Source organism: Pseudomonas sp. Sample_20 (assembly GCF_004307585.1).
Lineage (GTDB): Bacteria > Pseudomonadota > Gammaproteobacteria > Pseudomonadales > Pseudomonadaceae > Aquipseudomonas > Aquipseudomonas atacamensis.
The window spans coordinates 1-23,796 of the sequence record NZ_RCOA01000043.1 but is presented as its reverse complement, the minus strand read 5'-3'; the positions used below and the strand labels follow the sequence as shown (position 1 = coordinate 23,796).

At 60.6% G+C, this 23,796-nt stretch carries 29 protein-coding genes; 18 read left to right on the top strand and 11 right to left on the bottom strand.

Annotation, left to right across the window (positions count from 1 at the left end; all coding sequences use genetic code 11):
* The first annotated feature begins 6 nt into the window (after positions 1-6).
* Both D8U70_RS10895 and tldD read left to right on the top strand, forming a co-directional pair.
* Positions 7-867 (top strand): carbon-nitrogen hydrolase family protein, encoded by an 861-nt coding sequence (locus D8U70_RS10895; protein ID WP_073473797.1) that lies wholly within the window; start codon positions 7-9, stop codon positions 865-867.
* Positions 868-871: 4 nt separating this feature from the next.
* Positions 872-2,314: a metalloprotease TldD gene (tldD, locus tag D8U70_RS10890; protein WP_016771693.1), complete on the top strand. Its 1,443-nt coding sequence runs from the start codon at positions 872-874 to the stop codon at positions 2,312-2,314.
* A gap of 51 nt (positions 2,315-2,365) precedes the next feature.
* Here tldD and yjgA read toward each other — a convergent pair whose 3' ends face one another.
* Positions 2,366-2,890, bottom strand: a complete 525-nt coding sequence (gene yjgA / locus D8U70_RS10885) for a ribosome biogenesis factor YjgA (protein ID WP_016771692.1) — start codon at positions 2,888-2,890, stop codon at positions 2,366-2,368.
* A gap of 102 nt (positions 2,891-2,992) precedes the next feature.
* Here yjgA and pmbA point away from each other — a divergent pair, with 102 nt between their 5' ends.
* The 6 genes from pmbA to D8U70_RS10855 all read left to right on the top strand — a co-directional run bounded on the left by pmbA (position 2,993) and on the right by D8U70_RS10855 (position 8,367).
* Positions 2,993-4,345, top strand: a complete 1,353-nt coding sequence (gene pmbA / locus D8U70_RS10880) for a metalloprotease PmbA (protein ID WP_172834015.1) — start codon at positions 2,993-2,995, stop codon at positions 4,343-4,345.
* A 252-nt stretch (positions 4,346-4,597) separates the two neighbouring features.
* Positions 4,598-5,005 carry a hypothetical protein gene (locus D8U70_RS10875; RefSeq protein WP_016771690.1) on the top strand — a complete coding sequence of 136 codons (408 nt, stop codon included), beginning with the start codon at positions 4,598-4,600 and terminating at the stop codon, positions 5,003-5,005.
* Positions 4,986-6,362 carry a class II fumarate hydratase gene (locus D8U70_RS10870; RefSeq protein ID WP_130928872.1) on the top strand — a complete coding sequence of 459 codons (1,377 nt, stop codon included), beginning with the start codon at positions 4,986-4,988 and terminating at the stop codon, positions 6,360-6,362. Before D8U70_RS10875 ends, D8U70_RS10870 begins: the two co-directional genes overlap by 20 nt.
* 27 nt (positions 6,363-6,389) lie before the next feature.
* On the top strand, positions 6,390-6,830 hold the full coding sequence (locus D8U70_RS10865; RefSeq protein WP_016771688.1) for a hypothetical protein: 441 nt from the start codon (positions 6,390-6,392) through the stop codon (positions 6,828-6,830).
* A gap of 1 nt (position 6,831) precedes the next feature.
* Complete coding sequence (locus D8U70_RS10860) at positions 6,832-7,443, top strand: superoxide dismutase (protein WP_071174388.1); 612 nt, start codon at positions 6,832-6,834, stop codon at positions 7,441-7,443.
* A 30-nt stretch (positions 7,444-7,473) separates the two neighbouring features.
* A complete protein-coding gene (locus D8U70_RS10855; RefSeq protein WP_130928871.1) occupies positions 7,474-8,367 on the top strand; it encodes a ZIP family metal transporter in 894 nt (297 codons plus the stop codon).
* Between the two features lie 34 nt (positions 8,368-8,401).
* Here the strand turns inward: D8U70_RS10855 and D8U70_RS10850 are convergent, their stop codons facing one another.
* The 10 genes from D8U70_RS10850 to D8U70_RS10805 all read right to left on the bottom strand — a co-directional run bounded on the left by D8U70_RS10850 (position 8,402) and on the right by D8U70_RS10805 (position 15,405).
* Positions 8,402-8,677, bottom strand: coding sequence for an HPr family phosphocarrier protein (locus tag D8U70_RS10850; protein ID WP_024011619.1), 276 nt, complete (start codon positions 8,675-8,677; stop codon positions 8,402-8,404).
* Positions 8,678-8,692: 15 nt separating this feature from the next.
* Positions 8,693-9,550, bottom strand: a complete 858-nt coding sequence (gene rapZ / locus D8U70_RS10845; RefSeq protein WP_016771684.1) for an RNase adapter RapZ — start codon at positions 9,548-9,550, stop codon at positions 8,693-8,695.
* A gap of 2 nt (positions 9,551-9,552) precedes the next feature.
* Positions 9,553-10,017, bottom strand: a complete 465-nt coding sequence (gene ptsN / locus D8U70_RS10840; protein WP_073473788.1) for a PTS IIA-like nitrogen regulatory protein PtsN — start codon at positions 10,015-10,017, stop codon at positions 9,553-9,555.
* Between the two features lie 12 nt (positions 10,018-10,029).
* Entirely contained in the window at positions 10,030-10,338 is a 309-nt protein-coding gene (gene raiA / locus D8U70_RS10835) for a ribosome-associated translation inhibitor RaiA (RefSeq protein WP_073473786.1), read from the bottom strand.
* 73 nt (positions 10,339-10,411) lie between these two features.
* On the bottom strand, positions 10,412-11,902 hold the full coding sequence (locus D8U70_RS10830) for an RNA polymerase factor sigma-54 (RefSeq protein ID WP_016771682.1): 1,491 nt from the start codon (positions 11,900-11,902) through the stop codon (positions 10,412-10,414).
* Positions 11,903-12,068: 166 nt separating this feature from the next.
* Positions 12,069-12,794, bottom strand: a complete 726-nt coding sequence (gene lptB, locus D8U70_RS10825) for an LPS export ABC transporter ATP-binding protein (RefSeq protein ID WP_024011621.1) — start codon at positions 12,792-12,794, stop codon at positions 12,069-12,071.
* Complete coding sequence (gene lptA / locus D8U70_RS10820; protein WP_073473782.1) at positions 12,794-13,339, bottom strand: lipopolysaccharide transport periplasmic protein LptA; 546 nt, start codon at positions 13,337-13,339, stop codon at positions 12,794-12,796. The genes lptB and lptA overlap by 1 nt, the downstream gene beginning before the upstream one ends.
* Positions 13,326-13,898: an LPS export ABC transporter periplasmic protein LptC gene (lptC, locus tag D8U70_RS10815; protein ID WP_024011622.1), complete on the bottom strand. Its 573-nt coding sequence runs from the start codon at positions 13,896-13,898 to the stop codon at positions 13,326-13,328. The genes lptA and lptC overlap by 14 nt, the downstream gene beginning before the upstream one ends.
* An 8-nt stretch (positions 13,899-13,906) precedes the next feature.
* On the bottom strand, positions 13,907-14,431 hold the full coding sequence (locus tag D8U70_RS10810) for an HAD family hydrolase (protein WP_130928870.1): 525 nt from the start codon (positions 14,429-14,431) through the stop codon (positions 13,907-13,909).
* Positions 14,431-15,405, bottom strand: a complete 975-nt coding sequence (locus D8U70_RS10805) for a KpsF/GutQ family sugar-phosphate isomerase (RefSeq protein WP_130928869.1) — start codon at positions 15,403-15,405, stop codon at positions 14,431-14,433. Before D8U70_RS10805 ends, D8U70_RS10810 begins: the two co-directional genes overlap by 1 nt.
* Before the next feature lie 272 nt (positions 15,406-15,677).
* Here D8U70_RS10805 and D8U70_RS10800 point away from each other — a divergent pair, with 272 nt between their 5' ends.
* The 10 genes from D8U70_RS10800 (at position 15,678) to hisC (ending at position 23,644) form a co-directional block, all read left to right on the top strand.
* Positions 15,678-16,487 (top strand): ATP-binding cassette domain-containing protein, encoded by an 810-nt coding sequence (locus D8U70_RS10800; protein WP_110603724.1) that lies wholly within the window; start codon positions 15,678-15,680, stop codon positions 16,485-16,487.
* Positions 16,487-17,284 carry a lipid asymmetry maintenance ABC transporter permease subunit MlaE gene (gene mlaE / locus D8U70_RS10795; protein ID WP_016771674.1) on the top strand — a complete coding sequence of 266 codons (798 nt, stop codon included), beginning with the start codon at positions 16,487-16,489 and terminating at the stop codon, positions 17,282-17,284. Before D8U70_RS10800 ends, mlaE begins: the two co-directional genes overlap by 1 nt.
* On the top strand, positions 17,284-17,751 hold the full coding sequence (mlaD, locus tag D8U70_RS10790) for an outer membrane lipid asymmetry maintenance protein MlaD (RefSeq protein WP_016771673.1): 468 nt from the start codon (positions 17,284-17,286) through the stop codon (positions 17,749-17,751). The genes mlaE and mlaD overlap by 1 nt, the downstream gene beginning before the upstream one ends.
* Before the next feature lie 11 nt (positions 17,752-17,762).
* The gene (locus tag D8U70_RS10785; protein WP_056782946.1) at positions 17,763-18,416 is read left to right on the top strand and encodes an ABC transporter substrate-binding protein; all 654 of its coding nucleotides are present in this window, start codon (positions 17,763-17,765) and stop codon (positions 18,414-18,416) included.
* Positions 18,413-18,718, top strand: a complete 306-nt coding sequence (locus D8U70_RS10780) for an STAS domain-containing protein (protein WP_130928868.1) — start codon at positions 18,413-18,415, stop codon at positions 18,716-18,718. Before D8U70_RS10785 ends, D8U70_RS10780 begins: the two co-directional genes overlap by 4 nt.
* Before the next feature lie 115 nt (positions 18,719-18,833).
* Positions 18,834-19,073, top strand: coding sequence for a BolA family protein (locus tag D8U70_RS10775; protein WP_016771670.1), 240 nt, complete (start codon positions 18,834-18,836; stop codon positions 19,071-19,073).
* A 22-nt stretch (positions 19,074-19,095) separates the two neighbouring features.
* Entirely contained in the window at positions 19,096-20,361 is a 1,266-nt protein-coding gene (gene murA / locus D8U70_RS10770; RefSeq protein ID WP_016771669.1) for a UDP-N-acetylglucosamine 1-carboxyvinyltransferase, read from the top strand.
* A gap of 128 nt (positions 20,362-20,489) precedes the next feature.
* Positions 20,490-21,125: an ATP phosphoribosyltransferase gene (hisG, locus tag D8U70_RS10765; protein WP_016771668.1), complete on the top strand. Its 636-nt coding sequence runs from the start codon at positions 20,490-20,492 to the stop codon at positions 21,123-21,125.
* Between the two features lie 125 nt (positions 21,126-21,250).
* Positions 21,251-22,588, top strand: a complete 1,338-nt coding sequence (gene hisD / locus D8U70_RS10760; RefSeq protein ID WP_016771667.1) for a histidinol dehydrogenase — start codon at positions 21,251-21,253, stop codon at positions 22,586-22,588.
* Between the two features lie 3 nt (positions 22,589-22,591).
* Positions 22,592-23,644: a histidinol-phosphate transaminase gene (gene hisC / locus D8U70_RS10755; RefSeq protein WP_016771666.1), complete on the top strand. Its 1,053-nt coding sequence runs from the start codon at positions 22,592-22,594 to the stop codon at positions 23,642-23,644.
* Positions 23,645-23,796: the final 152 nt, after the last annotated feature.

The window sequence follows — 23,796 nt, the reverse complement described above, 5'->3', positions numbered from 1 at the left end:
TTCGCCATGTCTTTAGCGGTGATTCAAATGGTCAGCCAGAGTGACGTGCCGGCCAATCTGGCCCAAGCCCGACGCCTGCTTGAACAGGCCGCCGCCGGCGGAGCGAAGCTCGCGGTGCTGCCGGAAAACTTCGCCGCCATGGGCCGTCGCGACGTCGCCGATATCGGCCGCGCCGAGGCCTTGGGCGAAGGGCCGATCCTGCCCTGGTTGAAACAGACCGCCCGCGACCTCACCTTATGGATAGTCGCCGGCACTTTGCCGTTGCCACCGTTGGGTCAACCCACGGCCAAAGCCAATGCCTGCTCGTTGTTGATCAATGAATACGGCGAGATCGTCGCGCGCTATGACAAGCTGCATCTGTTCGATGTCGATGTCGCCGACAATCGCGGCCGGTACCGTGAATCCGATGACTATGCTTATGGCGGTAATGTAGTGGTGGCGGATACGCCGGTGGGGCGAGTCGGTCTGAGCGTGTGTTACGACTTGCGTTTCCCGGAGCTGTACAGTGAATTGCGTGCCGCCGGTGCCGAATTGATTACCGCACCGTCGGCCTTTACGGCCGTAACCGGCGCCGCGCATTGGGATGTACTGATCCGCGCGCGGGCCATCGAAACACAGTGTTATATCCTCGCGGCCGCACAGGGCGGCAGTCATCCGGGGCCACGCGAGACCTTCGGGCATGCGGCGATTGTCGACCCGTGGGGGCGTGTGCTGGCCCAGCAGGATCAAGGCGAGGCGGTGTTGCTGGCCGCCCGCGACAGCGATGAACAAGCGTCCATCCGGGCGCGCATGCCGGTGACGCGTCATCGGCGGTTTTTCTCGCAGGGCGCCCAGCGGCCTGCTTCAGAACACGAATTTAAGGCGTAAACCTATGAGCGAGTTGTTGTCCTCAGTCAGTGATCACCTGTTGGCACCCGGCGGTGTCACGATCGAGAGCCTGCAAGGCGTGCTCGGCGATCTGGCCGGGCCGGGCATCGATGCCGCCGACCTGTATTTCCAGGGCCAGATTTCCGAGTCATGGGCGCTGGAAGACGGCATCGTCAAGGAAGGCAGCTTCAACCTCGATCAGGGTGTCGGCGTGCGCGCGCAGTCCGGTGAGAAAACCGGTTTTGCCTACAGCAACGCGATTACCCTCGAAGCCCTCGGTGCAGCGGCGCGTGCGGCGCGTTCGATCTCCCGCGCCGGGCAGAACGGCACCGTGCAGGCGTTCACCAGCCAGGACGTCGCGCAACTGTACGCGCCCGATAACCCGCTGGAAGTGCTCAGCCGCGCGGAAAAAGTCGAGTTGCTCAAACGCATCGACGTCGCCACCCGCGCACTCGACCCACGAATTCAGCAGGTCAGCGTGAGCATGGCCGGGGTCTGGGAGCGAATCCTTGTCGCGTCCACCGATGGCGGTCTGGCCGCTGATGTGCGTCCGCTGGTGCGCTTCAACGTCAGCGTCATCGTTGAGCAGAATGGCCGCCGCGAACGTGGCGGACATGGCGGCGGCGGGCGTACCGATTACCGCTACTTCCTCGCCGAAGACCGCGCCATGGGTTATGCCCGCGAAGCGCTGCGCCAGGCTCTGGTCAATCTGGAAGCGATTCCGGCGCCGGCCGGTACCTTGCCGGTGGTGCTGGGTTCCGGCTGGTCCGGCGTGCTCTTGCACGAAGCGGTCGGCCACGGTCTGGAAGGCGATTTCAACCGCAAGGGCAGCTCGGCCTACAGCGGGCGCATGGGTGAAATGGTTGCCTCCAAACTTTGCACCATCGTCGATGACGGCACCTTGAGTGGCCGTCGCGGTTCGCTGAGCGTCGATGACGAAGGCACGCCGACCGAGTGCACTACGCTGATCGAAAACGGCGTACTCAAGGGCTACATGCAAGACAAGCTCAATGCGCGGCTGATGGGCGTGGCCCGCACCGGTAACGGTCGCCGCGAATCCTATGCGCATCTGCCGATGCCCCGCATGACCAACACCTACATGCTCGGTGGCGAAAGTGATCCGGCGGAAATCATCGCTTCGGTGAAGAAGGGCATCTACTGCGCCAACCTCGGCGGCGGTCAGGTCGATATCACCAGTGGCAAGTTCGTGTTCTCCACCAGCGAGGCTTATCTGATCGAGGACGGCAAGATTACTGCCCCGGTCAAAGGCGCGACGTTGATCGGCAACGGTCCCGAGGCGATGAGCCGGGTGTCGATGGTTGGTAACGATCTGGCGCTGGACAGCGGTGTGGGTACGTGCGGCAAGGATGGGCAGTCGGTGCCGGTGGGTGTCGGCCAGCCAACGCTGAAAATCGATGCGATTACCGTGGGTGGCACGGGCGCATAAGAGAGGCGGGGCTTTCGGGTGGCGCGCAGGACGGCCACCCGGTGACGATTATCAACGCAGGCCGCGTTGAGTCTCGTCCAGCTCCCGAATGTATTTGAAGATCTTGCGGCTTGAAGCAGGCGGTTTGTTTTGCGCAACCTCATGCTGGGCCTGACGGATCAGGGAACGCAATTGCTGGCGATCGGCGTCCGGGTACTCGATGACGAATTTCTCCAGCACGGCGTCATCGCCAGCGATCAGGCGGTCACGCCAGCGTTCCAGATTATGGAAACGCTCGTTGTACTGGCGAGTGGAGGCATCGAGTTGATCGAGCAGAGTCAGAATCGCGTCAGTGTCCTGGTCGCGCATCAGTTTGCCGATGAACTGCAAATGCCTTTTACGCGCGATGTTCGCGGTGTGCTTGGGCGCATCGGCCAATGCCCGGCGCAAAGCGTCGGTCAACGGCAGTTTGGCGACCAGATCAGGCTTGAGTGTGGTCAGGCGCTCGCCGAGGTCAACCAGCGCATGCAACTCGCGTTTGACCTGAGATTTGCTTTTTTCTCCCGTATCGAGGGAGTCGTCGTAAGAATCAACCATGGTGGCAGTCCGCAAAGAAACGCCGCCATGATAACCAGTCGGGGGCCGCTTGTCCGGCCCGGTCGCTCGATGACCCCAGCCGAAAGCAGAATTTGAGTGGAGATGAGCATGAGTGCAGTTCAAAGCGTCGGCCCGCAGGCATTGCCGGCACTGCAAGAACAGGTCGAGCAGATCATCGCCGAAGCCAAGCGCCAGGGCGCCAGCGCCTGTGAAGTCGCGGTGTCGCTGGAGCAGGGGCTGTCGACTTCGGTGCGTCAGCGCGAGGTCGAAACCGTTGAATTCAATCGTGATCAGGGTTTTGGCATCACCCTGTACGTCGGCCAGCGCAAAGGCTCGGCCAGCACCTCGGCCACCGGGCCGGAGGCGATTCGTGAAACCGTCGCAGCAGCACTGGCCATCGCCAAGCACACTTCCGAAGATGAAGCCTCGGGCCTCGCCGACGCCGCACTGATGGCCAGGGATGTGCAGGATTTCGACCTGTTCCACGAGTGGGACATCACCCCGGAGCAGGCCATCGAGAAGGCGTTGCTCTGCGAGGCCGCGGCGTTCGATGCCGATGCGCGAATCAAGAACGCCGACGGCACCACCCTCAGCACCCATCAGGGCTGCCGGGTTTACGGCAACAGCCACGGTTTCATCGGCGGTTACGCATCGACCCGGCACAGCCTGAGTTGCGTGATGATCGCTGAAGCCGACGGCCAGATGCAGCGCGATTACTGGTATGACGTCAATCGCCAGGGCAGTCTGCTCGCCGATCCGGTGAGCATCGGCCAGCGTGCCGCGCAACGGGCGGCGAGCCGTCTGGGCGCGCGGCCGGTGCCGACATGCGAGGTGCCGGTGCTGTTTTCCGCCGAACTGGCGGGTGGTCTGTTCGGCAGCTTCCTCTCGGCCGTGTCGGGCGGCAGCCTGTATCGCAAATCGTCGTTTCTCGAAGGCACCCTCGGGCAGAAGCTGTTCCCGGAATGGCTGACCATTGATGAGCGCCCGCATCTGATGCGTGCCATGGGCAGTGCTTCCTACGACGGTGATGGCCTGGCGACTTACGCGAAACCGTTCGTCGAGAAGGGCGAGTTGGTCTCGTACATCCTCGGCACCTATTCCGGGCGCAAACTGGGCATGCCGAGCACCGCCAACGCGGGCGGCGTGCACAACCTGTTCGTCACCCATGGCGACGAGGATCAGGCAGCGCTGTTGAAGCGCATGGGCCGAGGACTGCTGGTCACCGAATTGATGGGCCACGGCCTGAACATGGTCACCGGCGACTATTCGCGCGGCGCTGCGGGCTTCTGGGTGGAAAACGGCGAGATCCAGTTCGCCGTGCAGGAAGTGACCATCGCCGGCAACATGCGCGACATGTTCAAGCAAATTGTCGCGGTGGGTAATGATCTGGAGCTGCGCAGCAACATCCGCACCGGCTCGGTGTTGATCGAGCGGATGACTGTCGCCGGCAGCTAAGCCGCGAATCCGCCAACAAAAAAAGGCGCGCCATCCGTTCTGGATGCCGCGCCTTTTTTATTCGCTTCGCACAAATCCCCTGTGGGAGCGAGCCTGCTCGCGAAAGCGGTGGATCAGTTGTAAATGTGCTGACTGACACAGCGCATTCGCGAGCAGGCTCGCTCCCACAAGTGTGCAGCGCAAACTCGAGTGCTTGTGTTGGTTATCATTATCATCTAATAATAAATCTCATCTCCGAACGAGTCCCGGATCATGAGTTCTGCCTTGCACGAGCAGCCCTACCTCGAAAGCTGGCGCTGGATGAGTCGCCAGATCCGTTGCGCGCTGGATCCTGACGAACCGCGCCTGATCGAACACTACCTCGCCGAAGGGCGCTATCTGTCCTGTTGCACAGCCACTTCGCCCTGGACTGTCGCCGAAACGTCTTTCCGTCTGCTGCTCGATACCGCCACCGACATCGCGTTGCCGTGGCACTGGCGCAGCGTCTGTCTCGATCAAGCCTGGCGCCCCTTGCGTGAAATGGAGCGTCTGTCGCTATGCCAATGCCGCTTGCGGCGCTGGCAACGCTACACCTGGCAGCTCGCCACTTGCGAGTTGCAACCGTCGATTCCTCTCATTGATTTGCTGCAAGGACATTCGCATGACCAAGACACGTATTGAGCGCGACAGCATGGGCGAACTGCAGGTGCCGGTCGATGCGCTCTATGGCGCGCAGACCCAGCGCGCCGTGGACAACTTCCCGATCAGCGGCAAGCCGATGCCGACGCAGTTCATCCGCGCGCTGATCCTCGCCAAAGCCGCCGCTGCCCGGGCCAACGTCGAGCTGAACCAGATCAGCGCGGCCCAGGGCAAAGCCATCAGTGATGCCGCGCAAGGTCTGCTCGAAGGCGATTTCATGCAGCATTTCCCGGTGGATATCTTCCAGACCGGGTCCGGCACCAGCTCGAACATGAACGCCAACGAAGTGATCGCGACGCTGGCCACTCGCATGCTCGGCGAGCCGGTCAACGCCAACGATCATGTCAACTGCGGGCAAAGCAGCAACGACATCATCCCGACCACCATCCACGTCAGCGCCGCGCTGGCGCTGCATGAACAATTGCTGCCGGCGCTGTTGCATCTGGTCCAGGTGATCGAGCGCAAGGCCGAGCAAGTGCATCACCATGTGAAGACCGGGCGCACCCACCTGATGGACGCGATGCCGGTGCGCATGAGCCAGGTGCTCAACGGTTGGGCGCAGCAGCTCAAGGCCAATATCGGCCATCTGCAGGATTTGCTGCCAAGCCTGCAAGCGCTGGCGCAGGGCGGCACCGCGGTCGGTACCGGGATCAATGCGCATCCGGAGTTCGCCGCGCGATTCAGTCGGCATCTGAGCCAACTGACCGACGTGCAGTTCACCCCGGGCAAGGATCTGTTCGCGCTGATTGGCTCGCAGGACACCGCGGTCTCTGTCTCCGGCCAGCTCAAAGCTACTGCGGTGTCGCTGATGAAAATTGCCAACGACCTGCGCTGGATGAACTCAGGTCCCCTGGCCGGCCTCGGCGAAATTGAACTGCAAGCGCTGCAACCGGGTTCATCGATTATGCCCGGCAAGGTCAACCCGGTGATCCCGGAAGCCACCGCGATGGTCGCTGCGCAAGTGATCGGCAACGACTCGGTGATCACCGTCGCCGGTCAATCCGGCAACTTCGAACTGAACGTGATGTTGCCGATCATCGCGCAGAACCTGCTGAGCAGCATCGAACTGCTGGCCAATTCCAGTCGCCTGCTTGGTGACAAGGCAATCGCTACTTTCAAGGTCAACGAATCGCGCTTGCAAGAAGCGTTGTCGCGCAATCCGATTCTGGTCACCGCACTCAACCCCATCATCGGTTATCAGAAAGCCGCCGAAATCGCCAAGCAGGCCTACAAGGAAGGCCGCGCGGTGATCGACGTCGCCCTGAAACACACCGACCTGTCGCGCAGCCAGCTGGAAGAGTTGCTCAACCCCGAGAAGCTCACCGCCGGCGGCGTGTAAACCCCGTAACCGCTTTGGAGGCTCACCATGGAGCACTGGAAACGCACGATCGAACGGGCCAATCGCTGCTTCATGCTGGGCGAACTGATCGACGCCCGCGAGGCTTACCTGCAAGCCCTGGCCCTGGCGCAAGTGTTGTTCGAACGCTGGGCGGATGCCGACGAAGCGGTGGCGGCCTGCGTCGTCTCTCATCACAACCTCGCCGACCTGCATTTGCGCCTGAATCAACCGGAGGAGAGCGCCGAATACCTGTGCGCTATTCATCAACGTTTGTTGCAGACCATGCAGGACGAACGCCTGCGTCCGGCCCTGCGTGAGGCGGCGTTGCGCCAGAGCAGCAAGACCTACGTCGAACTGTTGAATTTCATCAGCGAGCACGGCGAGTACCCGCGCACCCAGCGCCTGCTGCATCCGGACACCGGCAATGCCCGCCGCGCCTCAAATCCCCATCAGTATGGAGTCCACTGAAATGGCTTTTACCTTGCCTGCCTTGCCTTATGCCTACGATGCCCTTGAGCCGCACATCGATGCGCAGACCATGGAAATCCATTACACCAAGCATCACCAGACCTACATCAACAACCTCAACGCCGCCGTGGAAGGCACCGAATTCGCCGAGTGGCCGGTGGAAAAACTTGTCGCCAGCGTCCAGCAACTGCCGGAAAAGCTTCGCGCGGCGGTGATCAATCAGGGCGGCGGTCACGCCAATCACTCGCTGTTCTGGGAAGTGATGGTGCCCAACGGAGGCGGCAAGCCCGACGGCGCGCTGGCCACGGCTATTGATGAGCAACTGGGCGGACTCGACAGTTTCAAGGAAGCCTTCACCAAGGCCGCGCTGACCCGTTTCGGCAGCGGTTGGGCCTGGCTCAGCGTGACACCGGAGAAAAAACTGGTCGTGGAAAGCAGCGGCAATCAGGACAGCCCGTTGATGAACGGCAATACCCCAATCCTCGGTCTCGACGTCTGGGAGCACGCCTACTACCTGCGCTACCAGAACCGTCGCCCGGAATACATCAACGCGTTCTACAACGTGATCAACTGGCCGGAAGTTGCTGCGCGCTATCACGCCGCACTGGTTTAAGCCTTCAATAAAAACAATCCAGGGCTGACTATGGGCACGGAAACACTGGCGATTGGCAGCGGACGCATGTTTCGTTACGCGGTGGGCTCGCTGTTGCTGCTGGCGGGGATGGCTTTGCTGGTCGCCCACGGTTTGCAGTGGCTGAATCTGGAACCGAAGCTGTTGCGCGCCTTGCACGGCGGTGCCATCTGCGCATTGGGCACGGCGCTTGGCGCGGTGCCGGTGCTGGTAATCCGGCGCATGCCGCAGGCACTCAGCGACACCTTGCTGGGATTTGGTGCCGGGGTGATGCTGGCGGCGACGGCGTTTTCGCTGATCGTGCCGGGCATTGCTGCGGCGGAGAGTCTTGGTCTTACGCCGTGGGCCGCCAGTGGCCTGATCTGCTTCGGCATCCTGCTCGGCGCGTTCGGTCTGTATCTGGTGGATCGGCGCGTTTCGGGTGCCTCGCCGGAGATGCTCGTCGGCACGCTGGAGCATCCGGTGATTCCACCACGAATCTGGCTGTTCGTGTTCGCCATCATCGCGCACAACATTCCGGAAGGCATGGCGGTCGGCGTGTCTGCCGGCGGTGGGATGGCGGACGCCGACAGTCTGGCGATGGGCATTGCGTTGCAGGATGTGCCGGAAGGCCTGGTGATTGCGTTGGTGCTGGCCGGGGCGGGAATGTCACGGTTCAGGGCGTTTCTGATCGGCGCGGCGTCTGGGCTGGTCGAACCGGTATTTGCACTGTTATGCGCGTGGCTGGTGAGTCTGGCTCAAGTGCTGTTGCCGCTGGGACTGGCATTGGCGGCCGGGGCGATGTTGCTGGTGGTGACCCACGAAGTGATTCCGGAGTCGCGCCGTCATGGGCATGACAAGCTGGCGAGTCTGGGCCTTCTGATCGGGTTTTGTCTGATGATGGTGATGGATACGGCGTTGGGGTGAATGGAGGCGAGGAACAGTGTCCCCGCCTCAAGGATTATTCACCTTCGTCGAAATATCTTTCGATCAGATCGACCAATGCGTCCATGGCTTCCTGAGCCTGTTCGCCTTCGGTGCTCAAATGGATTTTGGTGCCTTTACCCGCCGCGAGCATCATCATTGCCATGATGCTCTTGCCGTCGACAGTCGTTTCAGGGCTGCGTCCCACCCGGATCGTGCAGTCTGGATACTGACCGGCCACGCCGACGAATTTGGCCGATGCCCGAGCATGCAGACCCAGCTTATTGATGATTTCGATTTCACGAGCAGGCATCGCGGTGTGAATCCTTTAGGTGAGGTCGCGGTGGCGAACCTGGACGTTCTTCAGGGTTTTCTGCAGGGCCTGACCCAGACGTTCGGTCAGGTAGACGGAGCGGTGGTGCCCGCCGGTGCAGCCAATGGCAATGGTCACGTAGGCGCGGTTGCTGGCGGCGAAACGTGGCAGCCACTTGTTCAGGTAGGCGTAGATGTCCTGATACATTTCTTCGACATCCGGCTGCTGCGCCAGATACTCGGCCACAGGGGCATCGAGGCCGGACTGAGCGCGCAATTCGGGTTTCCAGTACGGATTGGGCAGGCAGCGCACATCGAAGACCAGATCGGCATCGACCGGCATGCCGCGCTTGAAGCCAAATGATTCAACCAGAAACGCCGTGCCGGGCTCAGGCTGATTCAACAGACGCAACTTCAGGGTATCGCGCAGTTGATACAGATTCAGGCTGGTGGTGTTGATTTTCAGGTCAGCCAGGTCGGCGATCGGGCCGAGCAGGGCGGTTTCATCGTGAATCGCCTCGGCCAGCGAGCGATTGGCGTTGCTCAGCGGGTGACGACGACGGGTCTCGGAAAAACGCTTGAGCAGGGTTTCTTCATCGGCGTCCAGGTACAGCACATCGCACTTGATGTGTTTGGCACGCACGTCTTCGAGCAATTCGGGAAAGCGTGACAGATGGCTGGGCAGGTTGCGCGCATCGATCGACACGGCGACCAGCGGCTGCGCCAGTTCCGTGTGAATCAGCGCACGCTCGGCCAGTTCCGGCAGCAAACCGGCCGGCAGATTGTCGATGCAGTAGTAGCCGTTGTCCTCAAGGACATTCAGGGCGGTACTTTTACCCGAGCCCGAACGGCCACTGACAATGATCAAACGCATGATTAGTGCCCGTTCTGCTCGTCCAGTACAACCTGGTACAAGGCTTCGTTGCTCGCGGCGCTGCGCAGTTTTTCACGAACTTCCTTGCGGTCGAGCATGCTGGCGATCTGGCGCAACAACTCCAGATGCGCGTCGGTTGCGGCTTCCGGGACCAGCAGCACGAACAGCAGGTCTACCGGAGCGCCGTCGATGGCGTCGAAATCGATCGGGGCTTCGAGGTGCAGCAGGGCGCTGATCGGCGCCGTGCAGCTCTTGAGGCGGCAGTGGGGAATGGCGATGCCGTTGCCAAAACCGGTGGAGCCGAGTTTTTCGCGGGCGATCAGCGCCTCGAAGACTTCCTGCATCGCCAGATCCGGCACTTCGCGGTGGATCAGGTTGGCAATCTGTTCGAGGGCTTTTTTCTTGCTGCCGCCCGGCGCGTTCACTTGGGAACGGCCGGGGGTCAGGATGGTTTCAAGTCGGATCATGGGATAGGGGTGTTAACGACCGGTCGCGCCCTGGAGGAGGCTCTGGGTCTTTTCCTTATGCTTTTTGAGTTGGCGATCCAGCTTATCGGTGAGTGAGTCGATCGCAGCGTACATGTCGGTATTTTCTGCGTTGGCAACTACTTCTCCGCCGGGTATATGCAGTGTGGCTTCGATCTTCTGCTGCAGTTTTTCGACGCACATCGTGACTTGCACGTTAGTGATTTTGTCGAAATGCCTCTCCAATCGGTCGAGTTTTTCCTCGATGTAGGAACGCAGAGGTTCGGTCACTTCCAGTTGGTGTCCACTGATGTTGACTTGCATACAGCTTCTCCTTCGTTGCCAGTGCATAAAGCGGCAGGCCGAAAAGCCTGCCACTGGAACGCTGTAACGTGGCTTACATCAACCGCTTGCGTTCGCTCGAAGGCGCGATTCCGAGGGATTCGCGGTACTTGGCGACGGTGCGGCGAGCCACCTGAATGCCTTGTGCCTCCAGTAAACCAGCGATCTTGCTGTCACTCAACGGCTTTTTCTGATTTTCCGCGGCGACCAGTTTTTTGATGATCGCGCGGATCGCCGTGGACGAGCATTCGCCGCCTTCGGAGGTGCTGACGTGGCTGGAGAAAAAGTATTTCAGCTCATAAATACCGCGCGGGGTATGCATGAATTTCTGCGTGGTCACCCGGGAAATCGTCGATTCGTGCATGCCGACCGCTTCGGCGATGTCATGCAATACCAACGGCTTCATCGCTTCGTCGCCGTATTCGAGGAAGCCGCGCTGATGTTCGACGATCTGCGTGGCCACTTTCATCAGGGTTTCGTTGCGGCTCTGCAGGCTCTTGATGAACCAACGGGCTTCCTGCAACTGGTTGCGCATGAAAGTGTTGTCGGCGCTGGTGTCGGCACGTTTCACAAAACCGGCGTACTGGGCGTTGACGCGCAGACGTGGCACCGATTCCTGGTTCAGCTCGACCAGCCAGCGCTCGTTGTCCTTGCGCACGATCACATCGGGAATGACATATTCGGCTTCGGTCGACTCGATCTGCGAACCGGGACGCGGATTGAGACTCTGCACCAGTTCGATGACCTGGCGCAGCTCGTCTTCCTTGAGCTTCATCCGGCGCATCAACTGGCTGTAATCGCGACTGCCGAGCAGGTCGATGTAATCGGCGACCAGACGCTTGGCCTCGGTCAGCCACGGCGTCTTCGCGGGCAGCTGGCGCAATTGCAGCAGCAGGCATTCGCTGAGGTTGCGGGCGCCGATCCCGGCGGGCTCGAATTGCTGGATGCGATGCAGGACGGCCTCGATCTCGTCGAGCTCGATGTCCAGTTCCGGATCGAACGCTTCAAGAATTTCTTCGAGGGTTTCGTCCAGATAGCCCTGATTGTTGATGCAGTCGATCAGGGTCACGGCGATCAGGCGATCGGTGTCGGACATCGGCGCCAGGTTCAGTTGCCAGAGCAGATGGCTCTGCAGGCTCTCGCCGGCGGACGTGCGGGTGGTGAAATCCCACTCATCATCATCGCTGCTGGGCAGGCTGCTGGCGCTGGTCTGGTAGACGTCTTCCCAAGCGGTATCCACCGGCAGTTCGTTGGGGATGCGCTCGTTCCATTCGCCATCCTCGAGGTTGTCCACCGTCGGGGCGGTTTCCTGGTAGGAGGGTTCCTGGATTTCGGCGGGCTTCTGTTCGGCGTTGTCGGCCAGAGGATCGGCGTTGTCGAAGTCGTCGCCTTCTTCCTGGCGTTCGAGCATCGGATTGGATTCCAGAGCCTCCTGGATCTCCTGTTGCAGGTCCAGGGTCGACAATTGGAGCAGGCGGATGGCCTGTTGCAGCTGCGGTGTCATCGTCAGCTGCTGGCCCATTCTCAAGACTAGCGATGGTTTCATGGCAGGGGCTTAACACCTTATTCGCCGGCGCTTTGCGCCATCCACTACAGGGCGCCGAAGCGCCAAACTTAAGCAAATTATATGCCTGAAACTGAAGTGTTTGCCTAGAGCGCTGTAACAATTAAAGCGGATAAATGCGCCTTGAATCGATACAGCGCTGTCGCGCTTACAGGCGGAACTCGTGACCCAGATACACTTCCTTGACCAGATCGTTGGCCAGGATGGTCTCGGCATCACCTTCGGCGATCAGTTGACCGTCGTTGACGATGTAAGCGGTTTCGCAGATATCCAGCGTCTCACGGACGTTGTGGTCGGTGATCAGCACACCGATGCCCTTGGCCTTGAGGTGGTGAATGATCTGCTTGATGTCGCCGACCGAGATCGGGTCGACACCGGCGAACGGTTCGTCGAGCAGGATGAATTTCGGCGCAGTGGCCAGGGCACGAGCGATTTCCACCCGGCGGCGCTCACCACCGGACAGGCTCATGCCGAGGTTGTCGCGGATGTGGCTGATGTGGAATTCCTGCAGCAGGCTTTCCAGCTCCTTGCGACGACCGGCCTTGTCGAGCTCCGGGCGAGTCTCGAGGATCGCCATGATGTTGTCGGCAACCGACAGTTTGCGGAAGATCGACGCTTCTTGCGGCAGATAGCCGATACCGGCCTTGGCGCGGCCATGCATCGGCTGGTGGCTGACGTCCAGATCATCGATCAGCACACGACCCTGATCCGCCTGCACCAGGCCGACGATCATGTAGAAGCACGTGGTCTTGCCGGCGCCGTTCGGGCCGAGCAAGCCGACGATCTGCCCACTGTCGATCGACAGGCTGACGTCACGCACGACCTGGCGGCTTTTATAGGCCTTGGCCAGGTGCTGAGCTTTCAGAGTTGCCATTACTGGGATTTCTCTTCGGTTTTCTTCTTCGGCTGGATCACCATGTCGATGCGCGGACGCGCTTCGGTGACCTTGCTGCCCGTGGCGCGACCGGCGCTGGCCAGTTTCTTCACGGTGTCGTAGACGATTTTCTCGCCTTGGGTGGTGTTGTTGTCCTTGTCGACAACCTTGGCCTTGTCGATCAGCACGACGCGATTCTGCTGAGCGTGATATTGAATGGTCACGCCCCAGCCTTGAACCGGTTTGGCGTCGCCCTGGGTCTGCAACTGCTCGAAGTAAGCCAGGTTGCCGACCGAGGTCACCACGTCGATGTCGCCATTGGGCGCGCGAGTCATGGTCACGGTGTTGCCTTTGACGATCATCGAACCCTGGGTAATGACCACGTCACCTTTATAGGTGGCGATGCCATTCTTGTCGTCCAGTTGGGCGTCGTCGGCCTGAATGCGGATCGGCTGCTCCTGATCGTTCGGCAGGGACCAGGCGCTCGCGCTTCCCAGTGCTGCGCCCAGACTGAGCAAAATAGGGAGGGTTTTAACGAGCCTCATACTGTCCTCTTACGTTCGATTGCAGGTGTATCCTGCTGTCCTTCAGGTACGCTTTCATTCCGACGCCAGTCGATACACCGCCAGCGCCCTCGATTCTAACGGGTTGCGCAGTCTGCGCATATTCCTGCTGCGGGAACACGGTCATGCGGGTGCTGGTGATCAGGGTGCCGCGCTGTTTCTCGTCGGTGCGCTGTACGCGTACCGAGTCGATCAATTCCACTTCGGTACCGCCGGAATTCACCTCGCCGCGCTCACTGGTCACGTGCCACGGGAAGTCGGTGCCGCGGTACATGTTCAAATCAGGCTTGGTCACCAGGGTGACATCGGTAGCCTTGACGTGCTCGGCCTTGTCGGAAGTCATCTCGTACTGCACCTTGCCGTCCGGCAGGTACTGAATGGTATGCGTGTTGGTCGCGTACCAGTCGATCGGATTCTCGGCAGCCGAAACCGGTGGCTTGTCGAGGAAGCGTTCCGGGCTGATGTTCCAATAGCCGACCGCAGCGAAAATCGCCGCGATGCAGCCGAACAGCAGGAAGTTGCGAAACTTTTTGCTAAACATGGTCAGGCTCACAGGTACGCGGCGTTGGCCGCTTCGAGGCGGCCCTGGGCGCGCAGGATCAATTCGCAGAATTCGCGGGCGGCACCTTCGCCGCCACGGGCGCGGGTAACGCCGTGGGCGTTTTCGCGGACGAAATCGGCAGCGTTGGCCACCGCCATGCCCAGCCCTACACGGCGGATCACCGGCAAGTCTGGCAGATCGTCACCGAGATAGGCGACTTCTTCATAGCTTAGGCCCAGTTGCGCGAGCAGACCGTCGAGTACCACCAGTTTGTCCTCGCGCCCCTGAAACAGATGCGGGATGCCGAGGTTCTTCGCGCGGCGCTCAACCACCGGGGTCTTGCGACCACTTATGATCGCCGTCTGCACGCCGGCATTCATCAACATCTTGATGCCCTGGCCGTCGAGCGTGTTGAAGGTCTTGAACTCGCTGCCGTCTTCAAGGAAGTACAGGCGCCCGTCGGTGAGCACACCGTCGACGTCGAACACAGCCAGTTTGATTGCTTTGCCGCGTTGCAGCAGATCGTTGCTCATTACATGACTCCTGCGCGCAGCAGATCGGAGAGGTTGAAGGCGCCGATCGGGCGATCCTCCTCGTCGACGACTACCAGAGCGTTGATTCGATGGTCTTCCATGATTTTCAGGGCTTCGGCGGCGAGCATGTCGGGCCGGGCGGTCTTGCCGCGTGCAGTCATTACCTGGTCGATGGTGGCGCTGCGGATGTCGATGGCGCGATCCAGGGTGCGGCGCAAATCACCGTCGGTGAAGATCCCGGCGAGCTTGCCATCGGCTTCAATAATAGCGGTCATGCCCAGACCCTTGCGGGTCATTTCCATCAGCGCGTCTTTGAGCAGGGTGCCGCGTTGTACCTGCGGCAGCTCCTGTCCGGCGTGCATGACGTTTTCGACTTTCAGCAGCAGGCGACGGCCAAGGGCGCCGCCGGGATGCGAGAAGGCAAAATCTTCAGCAGTGAAACCGCGCGCTTCCAGCAAGGCCACGGCCAGAGCGTCGCCCATGACCAGCGCGGCCGTGGTCGAAGAGGTCGGTGCCAGATTCAACGGACAGGCTTCGTGCTCGACATGCACATTGAGATTGACCTCCGCAGCCTTCGCCAATGGCGACTGCGGATTACCGGTGACGCTGATCAGCTGGATGCCGAGGCGTTTGATCAATGGCAGCAGCGTCACGATTTCGTTGGTCGAGCCAGAGTTCGACAGGGCCAGAATCACGTCGTCGCGGGTGATCATGCCCATGTCGCCATGGCTGGCTTCGGCCGGATGCACGAAAAACGCCGGGGTGCCGGTACTGGCCAGGGTGGCGGCGATCTTGTTGCCGATATGCCCGGATTTGCCCATGCCCACTACGACCACGCGGCCCTTGCTGGCCAGAATCATCTCGCAGGCGCGTACGAAATCGGCGTCGATATGGGCCATCAAGCCTTGGACGGCTTCCACTTCGAGGCGGATGGTGCGTTGTGCCGATTGAATCAGGTCGCGGGTTTTGCTCATGTCAGAATCGTATGGGCCGATGAAAAGGCGGCGATTATAGCGGTTATGTGGCAAAGCCTCACGCAAGTTCGACGTGCTTTGTCATTACTGGTTACCAAAACCCTCTGAAACTCGCTCGGGCCCTCTTCAGTCGGCGATCTTGGCCGGGTTCTCGCTTGGGCGCTCAGCCTTTGCAGTGATATAGTTCGCCGCCAGTTCGGCCTGCCCGGGATGCAGGTGTTTCCGAGGAAAGTCTGGCATCCCAGTGAGAGGCTGCATCGCAAGGAGTTTAGATGAGTGCCGATAACGCCTACGCGGTCGAGCTGAAGGGAGTCTCCTTCAAGCGCGGTGCGCGGAGCATTTTCAATAACGTCGATATCCGCATCCCGCGCGGCAAGGTCACTGGCATCATGGGGCCTTCCGGCTGCGGCAAGACCACGCTGCTGCGCCTGATGGGCGCACAGTTGCGGCCGTCCGCTGGCGAGGTCTGGGTCAACGGGCAGAACCTGCCGACGCTGTCGCGCAGTGATCTGTTCGATGCGCGCAAGCACATGGGCGTGCTGTTTCAGAGCGGTGCGCTGTTCACCGACCTCGATGTGTTCGAGAACGTGGCCTTTCCGCTGCGGGTCCACACCCAGTTGCCGGAAGACATGATCCGCGACATCGTCCTGCTCAAATTGCAGGCGGTGGGCCTGCGTGGTGCCATCGAGCTGATGCCGGACGAACTGTCCGGCGGCATGAAGCGCCGCGTGGCGCTGGCCCGGGCGATTGCCCTCGATCCGCAGATTCTCATGTACGACGAGCCCTTCGTGGGCCAGGACCCGATCGCCATGGGCGTGCTGGTGCGCCTGATCCGCCTGCTCAACGATGCTCTGGGCATCACCAGCATCGTGGTTTCGCACGATCTGGCGGAAACCGCGAGCATTGCCGACTACATCTATGTAGTGGGCGATGGTCAGGTGCTGGGCCGAGGCACACCGGATGAGCTGATGAATTCCGATGATCCGCGTATCCGCCAGTTCATGACCGGTGATCCCGATGGCCCGGTGCCGTATCACTTTCCAGCGACGGATTACCGCGCAGATCTTCTGGGGAAGCGTTGATGCGCAGAATTTCATTGATGGAACGCGTGCGTCGGTTCGGCGAATCGGCGATCGACGCGGTCGCGGTGTTTGGTCGGGCGACCCTGTTCCTGTTTCACGCCCTGCTGGGCCGTGGCGGTATCAGCGGTGGTTTTGGCCTGTTGGTCAAGCAGCTGCATTCGGTCGGCGTCATGTCGCTGGTGATCATCGTGGTCTCCGGCATTTTCATCGGCATGGTCCTGGCGCTACAGGGCTTCAGCATTCTTTCCAGCTATGGTTCAGAGCAGGCGGTGGGGCAGATGGTCGCCCTGACGCTGCTGCGTGAACTGGGGCCGGTGGTCACCGCCTTGCTGTTTGCCGGGCGCGCCGGTTCGGCGTTGACCGCCGAGATCGGCAACATGAAATCCACCGAGCAGTTGTCCAGCCTGGAAATGATCGGTGTCGATCCGCTCAAGTACATCATTGCCCCGCGCCTGTGGGCCGGCTTCATTTCCCTGCCGGTGCTGGCGATGATCTTCAGCGTCGTCGGCATCTGGGGCGGTTCGTGGGTCGCAGTCGACTGGCTGGGCGTTTATGAAGGCTCGTACTGGGCGAACATGCAGAACAGCGTGAACTTCACCAGTGACGTGCTCAATGGCGTGATCAAAAGTGTCGTTTTCGCCTTTGTGGTGACCTGGATCGCCGTATTCCAAGGCTATGACTGTGAGCCCACTTCCGAGGGGATCAGTCGTGCCACCACCAAGACCGTGGTATTTGCCTCGCTGGCAGTGCTCGGCCTGGACTTTATTCTGACCGCTTTGATGTTTGGAGATTTCTGATGCAAAACCGCACCCTGGAAATCGGTGTCGGCCTGTTCCTGCTGGCAGGGATCCTGGCTTTACTGCTGCTCGCCTTGCGCGTCAGCGGCCTGTCTCCGACTTCGTCCACCGACACTTACAAGTTGTATGCGTATTTCGACAATATCGCCGGTCTGACGGTCAGAGCCAAAGTGACCATGGCCGGTGTGACCATCGGCAAGGTCACCGCAATCGATCTGGATCGCGACAGCTTCACCGGTCGGGTCACGCTGCAAGTGGATAAAAAGGTCGACAACCTGCCGGTCGATTCCACAGCGTCTATCCTGACCGCGGGTCTGCTGGGCGAGAAATACATCGGTATCAGCGTCGGCGGTGAAGACACCCAGTTGAAAGACGGTGGAACCATCCACGACACGCAGTCGTCACTGGTACTGGAAGACCTGATCGGTAAATTCCTGCTCAATACCGTTAGCAAAGACGCCAAATGAGGAGCTTTTGAATGATCTCTATCTTGCGACGTGGCCTGTTGGTGTTGCTCGCGGCCCTGCCGTTGATGGCTAACGCTGCACCGGGGCAATCGGCTCATGACCTGATTCAGGACACCACGAACCGGATGCTTGCCGACTTGCAGGCGAACAAAGAGAAGTACAAGCAGGATCCGCAGGATTTCTATGCGGCGCTGAATAACATTGTCGGTCCGGTGGTGGATGCCGAGGGCATCTCCAAAAGCATCATGACCGTGAAGTATTCGCGCAAGGCCACGCCTGAGCAGATGCAGCGCTTTCAGGAAAACTTCAAGCGCGGTCTGTTCCAGTTCTACGGCAACGCTTTGCTGGAATACAACAACCAGGGCATCACTGTTGACCCGGCCAAAGACGAATCGGGCGACCGCACCAGCGTCAACATGACCGTCAAGGGCAGCAACGGCGCGATCTATCCGGTGCAATACACGCTTGAGAAGATCAGCGGCGAGTGGAAACTGCGCAACGTGATCATCAACGGCATCAATATCGGCAAGCTGTTCCGTGACCAGTTCGCCGACGCCATGCAACGCAATGGCAACGATCTGGACAAGACCATCGATGGCTGGGCCGGTGAAGTGGCCAAGGCCAAGCAGGAAACCGACAAAGCCGCCGCGAAGCCAGCGCAATGAGTGAGGCGGCAGTTCGTATGAGTGATGTCGACGAGCTGGTGCTCAGTGGCGTGCTGGATTACCGCACCGGGCCCGACCTGCGCAAGGAAGGGCAGGCGCTGATCAAGTCGAGCAAGGCATCGGCGCTGGTCATCGATTGTTCGGCGGTGCAGAAGTCCAGCAGCGTCGGCCTGTCGTTGCTGCTGTGCTTCATGCGTGATGCGCAGGCGGCCGGCAAGGCCGTCAGCATTCGCGCGATGCCTGACGACATGTGTGAAATCGCTCAGGTCAGTGAATTGACCGAGTTGTTGGCGCAACCCTGAACCATCATCTATAAAGAAGCCCCCCGTCAGAGTCCTGCGTTGCGGGGTTCGCAGGCGCGGGGCTTTTTTGTATGATGTCCGACCCGTGCGCACAGGGCGCCGATTGAGGTTGAGCATGCAGGCCGTAGAAGTGAAGAGCTTCCTTGAAGGAAAGCTGCCAGGAACGCTGGTAGAAGTTGAAGGCGAAGGCTGCAACTTCCAGCTGAACGTGATTAGCGATGAACTGGCGGCGTTGAGCCCGGTGAAGCGTCAGCAGCAGGTCTATGCCCATTTGAACCCATGGATCACCGATGGCAGCATCCATGCGGTCACTATGAAATTTTTCAGCCGCGCGGCCTGGGCCGAGCGCACCTGAGCCCTAGGGCGTCGAGATACTAATGGATAAATTGATTATTACCGGTGGCGCTCGTCTTGATGGCGAGATCCGCATTTCCGGCGCGAAGAACTCCGCCCTGCCGATTCTGGCCGCGACCTTGCTGTGCGATGGCCCGGTCACCGTCGGCAACCTGCCGCACCTGCACGACATCACCACCATGATCGAGCTGTTCGGGCGCATGGGCATCGAGCCGGTGATCGACGAGAAGCTCAGCGTCGAAATCGACCCGCGCACCATCAAGACCCTGATCGCCCCGTACGAACTGGTGAAAACCATGCGTGCGTCGATTCTGGTACTGGGTCCTATGGTCGCGCGTTTCGGTGAAGCCGAAGTCGCACTGCCTGGTGGTTGCGCCATCGGTTCGCGTCCGGTCGATCTGCACATTCGCGGTCTGGAAGCCATGGGCGCGGTCATCGACGTCGAAGGCGGCTACATCAAGGCCAAGGCACCTGAAGGTGGCTTGCGCGGCGCGCACTTCTTCTTCGACACCGTCAGCGTGACCGGTACCGAGAACATCATGATGGCCGCTGCTCTGGCCAAGGGCCGCAGCGTGTTGCAGAACGCCGCGCGCGAGCCTGAAGTGGTCGACCTGGCGAACTTCCTCAATGCCATGGGCGCCAAGGTTTCCGGCGCCGGCACCGACACCATCACCATCGATGGCGTCGAGCGCCTGGGTTCGGCTTTCTACAAGGTCATGCCTGACCGTATCGAAACCGGCACCTACCTGGTCGCTGCTGCCGTGACCGGTGGCCGCGTCAAGGTCAAGGACACCGATCCGACCATTCTCGAAGCAGTGCTGGAAAAGCTGCGTGAAGCCGGCGCGGAAATCACCTGCGGTGAAGACTGGATCGAGCTGAACATGCACGGCAAGCGCCCGAAAGCGGTCAACGTGCGCACCGCGCCGTACCCGGCGTTCCCGACCGACATGCAGGCCCAGTTCATCTCGCTCAACGCCATTGCCGAAGGCACTGGTGCGGTGATCGAGACGATCTTCGAAAACCGTTTCATGCACGTGTACGAACTGCACCGCATGGGCGCGCACATCCAGGTTGAAGGCAACACCGCGATCGTCACCGGTATCGAGAAGCTCAAGGGCGCGCCAGTCATGGCTACCGACCTGCGCGCGTCGGCCAGCCTGGTGATCTCGGCGCTGGTTGCCGAAGGCGACACGCTGATCGACCGCATCTACCACATCGACCGTGGTTACGAGTGCATCGAAGAAAAACTGCAAATGCTGGGTGCCAAGATCCGTCGCGTTCCGGGCTGATCGCTGCATCGGGACACACGGACGTGTCCACTGAATTCGTTTCGAGTCAAGGGTGTGCGCACCCTCGATGTGTGTCCGGCGCCGATTGCGACCGGGCATGAGTACCTTGATAAGGACTGACGTTTCCCATGTTGACCATCGCACTGTCCAAGGGCCGCATCCTTGACGACACCCTGCCGCTTCTCGCTGAAGCGGGCATCGTGCCGACCGAGAATCCGGACAAGAGCCGCAAGCTGATCATTCCCACGACCCAGGACGACGTGCGTCTGCTGATCGTGCGTGCCACCGACGTGCCGACCTATGTCGAGCATGGCGCGGCCGACCTCGGCGTCGCCGGTAAGGACGTGCTGATGGAATACAGCGGCCAGGGCCTGTACGAGCCGCTGGACCTGCAGATCGCTCAGTGCAAGCTGATGACCGCCGGCAAGATCGGCGCGGCCGAGCCCAAGGGCCGTCTGCGCGTGGCGACCAAGTTCGTCAACGTTGCCAAGCGTTATTACGCCGAGCAGGGCCGTCAGGTCGACATCATCAAGCTGTACGGCTCGATGGAGCTGGCGCCGCTGATCGGGCTGGCCGACAAGATCATCGACGTGGTCGACACCGGCAACACCCTGCGCGCCAACGGCCTGGAACCCCAGGAACTGATCGCCACGATCAGCTCGCGTCTGGTCGTCAACAAGGCTTCAATGAAAATGCAGCACGCCCGGATCCAGGCGTTGATCGACACCCTGCGCAACGCAGTGGAATCGCGACACCGCGGCTGATCTACCTGCGCGGCCCGAGGCCGCGCCGTCTATCCGCCTCATAGCCAGAATTCTCAGGTGCCCAAGCGGATCGAATGCTAGTTTCGGGCGCCTGAGTTATTTGCCATTCCTATGAGGCTCTCGCTATGACCGCAACCACTGCAATTCGCCGACTCAACGCTGCTGACCCGGATTTCGCGCATCATCTGGATCATCTGCTGAGCTGGGAAAGTGTGTCTGACGACTCGGTCAATCAGCGCGTGCTGGACATCATCAAGGCTGTGCGCGAGCGCGGTGACGCGGCGCTGGTCGAGTTCACCCAGAAGTTCGACGGCCTCGAAGTCGCCTCGATGGCCGACCTGATCCTGCCGCGCGAGCGCCTTGAACTGGCCCTGACCCGCATCACTGTGCCGCAACGCGAGGCCTTGGAAAAAGCCGCCGCCCGGGTGCGCAGCTATCACGAAAAACAGAAGCAGGATTCCTGGAGCTACACCGAAGCTGACGGCACGGTGCTCGGCCAGAAGGTCACGCCGCTGGATCGCGCAGGCCTGTACGTGCCGGGCGGCAAGGCTTCGTATCCGTCGTCGGTATTGATGAACGCGATTCCGGCGAAGGTGGCCGGCGTGACCGAAGTGGTCATGGTCGTGCCAACCCCGCGCGGTGAAATCAACGAGCTGGTGCTGGCCGCTGCCTGCATCGCCGGTGTCGACCGCGTGTTCACCATCGGCGGCGCGCAAGCGGTTGCCGCACTGGCTTATGGCACCGAAAGCGTGCCGCGTGTCGACAAGGTTGTCGGCCCGGGCAATATCTATGTGGCCACGGCCAAGCGTCATGTGTTCGGCCAGGTCGGCATCGACATGATTGCCGGCCCTTCGGAAATTCTTGTGGTCTGCGACGGCCAGACCGATCCGGACTGGATCGCCATGGATCTGTTCTCCCAGGCCGAGCACGACGAAGACGCGCAAGCGATTCTGGTCAGCCCCGACGCCGAGTTCCTCGACAAGGTCGCCGCGAGCATCGACAAACTGCTGCCGACCATGGACCGCGCGACCATCATCGAAACTTCGATCAATGGCCGTGGTGCGCTGATTCAGGTGAGCGACATGGCCCAAGCCATCGAAGTCGCCAACCGCATTGCCCCGGAACACCTGGAATTGTCGGTCGCTGATCCACAAGCCTGGCTGCCGCAGATTCGTCACGCCGGTGCGATCTTCATGGGCCGCCACACTTCCGAAGCGTTGGGCGATTACTGCGCCGGTCCGAACCACGTGTTGCCGACTTCCGGCACCGCGCGTTTCTCCTCGCCACTGGGCGTCTACGACTTCCAGAAGCGCTCGTCGATCATCTTCTGCTCCGAGGCCGGCGCTTCCGAGCTGGGCAAAACTGCATCGGTACTGGCCCGTGGTGAATCGCTGAGCGCCCACGCGCGCAGCGCCGAATACCGCATCAAAGACCAAGACTTTCTGAAAGGGCAGGGGAACTGAGCGATGAGTAAATTCTGGAGCCCGTTCGTCAAGGATCTGGTGCCCTACGTGCCGGGCGAACAGCCGAAGCTGACCAAACTGGTCAAGCTCAATACCAACGAAAATCCGTATGGTCCCTCGCCGAAGGCACTGGCGGCGATGCAAGCCGAGCTCAACGACAACCTGCGCCTGTATCCGGACCCGAACAGTGATCTGCTGAAAAACGCCGTGGCCGAATATTACGGAGTGCAAACCAGTCAGGTGTTCCTCGGCAACGGTTCGGACGAAGTGCTCGCGCACATCTTTCACGGCTTGCTGCAACACGATCAGCCGCTGCTGTTCCCGGACATCAGCTACAGCTTCTATCCGGTCTACTGCGGTCTGTACGGGATTGAATTCGATGCGGTGCCACTGGATGCGCAGTTCCAGATCAACCCGGCCGACTACGCCAAACCGAATGGCGGGATCATTTTCCCCAACCCGAACGCCCCGACCGGATGCCTGCTAGCGCTGGACGCGGTCGAGCAAATCCTCAAGGCCAGTCCTGATTCGGTCGTAGTCGTGGATGAGGCGTACATCGACTTCGGCGGCGAGACGGCGATCAGTCTGGTGGACCGCTATCCGAATCTGCTGGTGACGCAGACGCTGTCCAAGTCACGCTCGCTGGCCGGCCTGCGTGTCGGTCTGGCGGTAGGGCATCCGGACCTGATCGAAGCGCTGGAGCGGATCAAGAACAGCTTCAACTCCTATCCACTGGATCGTCTGGCGATTGTCGGCGCGGCGGCGGCTTTTGCCGATCGCGAGTATTTCGACAAGACCTGCCGTCAGGTGATCGAAAGCCGCGAGTGGGTGGTGGCGCAATTGCAGGCTAAAGGCTTTGAAGTGCTGCCGTCGGCGGCCAACTTCATCTTCGCTCGCCACCCGCAGCATGACGCGGCGGGCCTGGCGGCCAAGCTGCGCGAGCAGGGCGTGATCGTGCGGCACTTCAAGCAGGAGCGGATTGCGCAGTTCCTGCGGATATCGGTGGGTACGCCGGAGCAGAATCAGGCGTTGATCGACGGCCTTGGCGACCTCTAAAAGCAAAAGCCCCTCACCCTAGCCCTCTCCCAGAGGGAGAGGGGACTGAATGGGGAATATTGGAGAGGCTCACCGACTTGAACGATTTGTATTGAATCCATAATCAACTCGGTCTTTCAGGTCGATGTATCCCGCAAGACAACTCGGTCGGC

Bases quoted from the DNA above. Each gene is read 5' to 3' on its own strand.
- hisC (WP_016771666.1), top strand. From the start codon at position 22,592: ATGAGTAAATTCTGGAGCCCGTTCGTCAAGGATCTGGTGCCCTACGTG.
- D8U70_RS10875 (WP_016771690.1), top strand. From the start codon at position 4,598: ATGAGTTCTGCCTTGCACGAGCAGCCCTACCTCGAAAGCTGGCGCTGG.
- yjgA (WP_016771692.1), bottom strand. From the start codon at position 2,890: ATGGTTGATTCTTACGACGACTCCCTCGATACGGGAGAAAAAAGCAAA.
- tldD (WP_016771693.1), top strand. From the start codon at position 872: ATGAGCGAGTTGTTGTCCTCAGTCAGTGATCACCTGTTGGCACCCGGC.
- rapZ (WP_016771684.1), bottom strand. From the start codon at position 9,550: ATGCGTTTGATCATTGTCAGTGGCCGTTCGGGCTCGGGTAAAAGTACC.
- D8U70_RS10810 (WP_130928870.1), bottom strand. From the start codon at position 14,431: ATGAGCAACGATCTGCTGCAACGCGGCAAAGCAATCAAACTGGCTGTG.
- D8U70_RS10895 (WP_073473797.1), top strand. From the start codon at position 7: ATGTCTTTAGCGGTGATTCAAATGGTCAGCCAGAGTGACGTGCCGGCC.
- D8U70_RS10775 (WP_016771670.1), top strand. From the start codon at position 18,834: ATGCAGGCCGTAGAAGTGAAGAGCTTCCTTGAAGGAAAGCTGCCAGGA.
- D8U70_RS10785 (WP_056782946.1), top strand. From the start codon at position 17,763: ATGATCTCTATCTTGCGACGTGGCCTGTTGGTGTTGCTCGCGGCCCTG.
- D8U70_RS10855 (WP_130928871.1), top strand. From the start codon at position 7,474: ATGGGCACGGAAACACTGGCGATTGGCAGCGGACGCATGTTTCGTTAC.
- D8U70_RS10800 (WP_110603724.1), top strand. From the start codon at position 15,678: ATGAGTGCCGATAACGCCTACGCGGTCGAGCTGAAGGGAGTCTCCTTC.
- D8U70_RS10850 (WP_024011619.1), bottom strand. From the start codon at position 8,677: ATGCCTGCTCGTGAAATCGAAATCATCAATAAGCTGGGTCTGCATGCT.
- hisD (WP_016771667.1), top strand. From the start codon at position 21,251: ATGACCGCAACCACTGCAATTCGCCGACTCAACGCTGCTGACCCGGAT.
- D8U70_RS10870 (WP_130928872.1), top strand. From the start codon at position 4,986: ATGACCAAGACACGTATTGAGCGCGACAGCATGGGCGAACTGCAGGTG.
- D8U70_RS10805 (WP_130928869.1), bottom strand. From the start codon at position 15,405: ATGAGCAAAACCCGCGACCTGATTCAATCGGCACAACGCACCATCCGC.
- lptB (WP_024011621.1), bottom strand. From the start codon at position 12,794: ATGGCAACTCTGAAAGCTCAGCACCTGGCCAAGGCCTATAAAAGCCGC.
- lptC (WP_024011622.1), bottom strand. From the start codon at position 13,898: ATGTTTAGCAAAAAGTTTCGCAACTTCCTGCTGTTCGGCTGCATCGCG.
- hisG (WP_016771668.1), top strand. From the start codon at position 20,490: ATGTTGACCATCGCACTGTCCAAGGGCCGCATCCTTGACGACACCCTG.
- ptsN (WP_073473788.1), bottom strand. From the start codon at position 10,017: ATGATCCGACTTGAAACCATCCTGACCCCCGGCCGTTCCCAAGTGAAC.
- D8U70_RS10780 (WP_130928868.1), top strand. From the start codon at position 18,413: ATGAGTGAGGCGGCAGTTCGTATGAGTGATGTCGACGAGCTGGTGCTC.
- mlaE (WP_016771674.1), top strand. From the start codon at position 16,487: ATGCGCAGAATTTCATTGATGGAACGCGTGCGTCGGTTCGGCGAATCG.
- pmbA (WP_172834015.1), top strand. From the start codon at position 2,993: ATGAGCATGAGTGCAGTTCAAAGCGTCGGCCCGCAGGCATTGCCGGCA.
- D8U70_RS10865 (WP_016771688.1), top strand. From the start codon at position 6,390: ATGGAGCACTGGAAACGCACGATCGAACGGGCCAATCGCTGCTTCATG.
- lptA (WP_073473782.1), bottom strand. From the start codon at position 13,339: ATGAGGCTCGTTAAAACCCTCCCTATTTTGCTCAGTCTGGGCGCAGCA.
- mlaD (WP_016771673.1), top strand. From the start codon at position 17,284: ATGCAAAACCGCACCCTGGAAATCGGTGTCGGCCTGTTCCTGCTGGCA.
- D8U70_RS10830 (WP_016771682.1), bottom strand. From the start codon at position 11,902: ATGAAACCATCGCTAGTCTTGAGAATGGGCCAGCAGCTGACGATGACA.
- murA (WP_016771669.1), top strand. From the start codon at position 19,096: ATGGATAAATTGATTATTACCGGTGGCGCTCGTCTTGATGGCGAGATC.
- D8U70_RS10860 (WP_071174388.1), top strand. From the start codon at position 6,832: ATGGCTTTTACCTTGCCTGCCTTGCCTTATGCCTACGATGCCCTTGAG.
- raiA (WP_073473786.1), bottom strand. From the start codon at position 10,338: ATGCAAGTCAACATCAGTGGACACCAACTGGAAGTGACCGAACCTCTG.